Source organism: Novosphingobium lindaniclasticum LE124 (assembly GCF_000445125.1).
In the GTDB taxonomy this organism is placed as follows: domain Bacteria; phylum Pseudomonadota; class Alphaproteobacteria; order Sphingomonadales; family Sphingomonadaceae; genus Novosphingobium; species Novosphingobium lindaniclasticum.
In genome coordinates, this window is sequence record NZ_ATHL01000106.1 from 1 (window position 1) to 1,852 (window position 1,852).

Annotated in this window: 1 protein-coding gene and 1 pseudogene; one reads left to right on the top strand and one right to left on the bottom strand. The window is 67.7% G+C overall.

Features of this window, described 5'->3' with window-relative positions; genetic code table 11:
* Nucleotides 1-724 (bottom strand): hypothetical protein (locus tag L284_RS46950; protein WP_152524712.1); only part of this gene is annotated, 724 nt, incomplete at its 3' end.
* Nucleotides 725-1,047: 323 nt separating this feature from the next.
* Here L284_RS46950 and L284_RS48825 point away from each other — a divergent pair.
* A pseudogene (locus tag L284_RS48825) lies at nucleotides 1,048-1,852 on the top strand (transposase); the annotation flags it as partial.

Sequence of the window (1,852 nt, forward strand, 5' to 3'; positions counted from 1 at the left end):
CCCCCGCCGCCGCTGCTTTCGCCGGAACCGGCACCAGCTCGTCCGGCGCCGCGCCCGAGACCACCGCCAACACCTCGTCGAACCGCGCCGCCAGGTCGGCGACACCCTCGCTCGCCGCCGCCCGGTCGAGCCGCGCCAGATGCGCCAAGAGCAGCCGCGCATCATAGCGCCGCCGCACCGCCACCTGCTCGCCATGATAGAAGACCGGCTCCTCCACCCCATCGAGCGCCCGCGTCGCCAACACCGCCTCGACATGCCGCCGCGCCAGCCCCAGCGCCGCCTCCCACCCCTGCGCGAAAGCCGCATCCCGCCGCCGGAGCAAATAGGCCGACTGCCGCGTCAACCCCACCCGCGAGGCCGCCGCCCGCACGTCGCCCTTCTCGGCCAGATGATGCAGGAACCGAACCTTCCGCGCCGGAGACCACCCCGCATCCTCGCCGGGCGCGCCGTGCTGCGGCTCGAGCCTGTCGGGATCGTGGAAGGGTTCGTCGGGGCCGTTCAAGGGCGAGGAAGGGGAAGAAGGAGAAGTGCGAGGGCCATCGCCCTCGCGCTCCCCGACCTTTTCCGCCGCGCCCCGCCGACCCGGAGCCTGCGCCCCGAGCGCATCCGGCCCGAGCGCATCCGGCCCGAGAGCCTCCAGATCGCCCGCCCAGCCGTCATCCCGCCGAACGTCGGGATCGCTGCCAGCCTCCCGCCCACGCCGAGGAAAGCACTCCCCCGGCAACCCGATATCCCGAGAAGCCGGAATCCACCCCCGCCCGGCAGACGTGGGATACGAAGAGTTCGAACGATCGGACATGGTTCACCCCCAAGGATTGGAGCCAAAGCCCCGACGCAACCGCGCCGGAGTGAACCGGATCATTTATCGCATGTGGGGAGGTGTAGGAAAATGAATACCGACAGACCCGCGTGCGATCCGGGCGCCGCGCTGTCATGTCGTGACCGAACCTAGCCGGTAGCGAAATGGCCGGTTTGGCCCGGCTGACCTGCCCCCCGAAAGGTCCCTCATTCTGATGTAGAGTCTGCCCACGAGGAAGGAGCAGACGCATGAGGAAGAGCCGTTTCACCGAGGCGCAGATCATCGGGATGATCAAGGAGCAGGAGGCAGGGCTTCCAACGGTCGAGGTTTGCCGGAAGCACGGCCTGAGCACGGCGACCTTTTACAAGCTGAAGGCGAAGTATGGCGGCATGGAGGTTTCCGATGCCCATCGGTTGCGGCAGTTGGAGGACGAGAACGGCAAGCTGAAGCGGCTCCTAGCCGACAGCATGCTGGACAACGCGATACTGAAAGACCTGCTGGGAAAAGGCTGACGACGCCGGGCCAGCGGCGCGACGTGGCGCTCGGTGTGATGCGGGACTACCAGGTCTCGCAGCGCCGGGCCTGCGTGCTGATTGGCGTCGATCCCAAGACGGTCAGGCGCGAACGCCCGCCGGACCACGGAGCGATCCGCGAAGCCATGCGGGAGATTGCAGGGCAGCGCCGTCGGTTCGGCTATCGCCGGATCGGCGTCATGCTGGAGCGCAAGGGCATGAGCATGAACCACAAGAAGCTCTACCGGCTATATCGGGAAGAAGGCTTGTCTGTACGCCGACGGCGCGGCCGCAAGCGCGCCCGGGGCAGTCGGACGCCGGTGCCGGGAGCACTTCGCCCAGGCGACCGCTGGTCGATGGACTTTGTCGCCGATACGTTCGGGGCATCGCGAAAGTTCAGGATTCTGGCGATCAATGATGATTGCTGCCGGGAGAACCTGTGCCTGGCGGCGGACACCAGCATCTCCGGCGCTCGGGTGGCGCGCGAACTGGATGCGCTGGTTCGCCTGCACGGGAAGCCGGCTTGCATTGTCAGTGACAA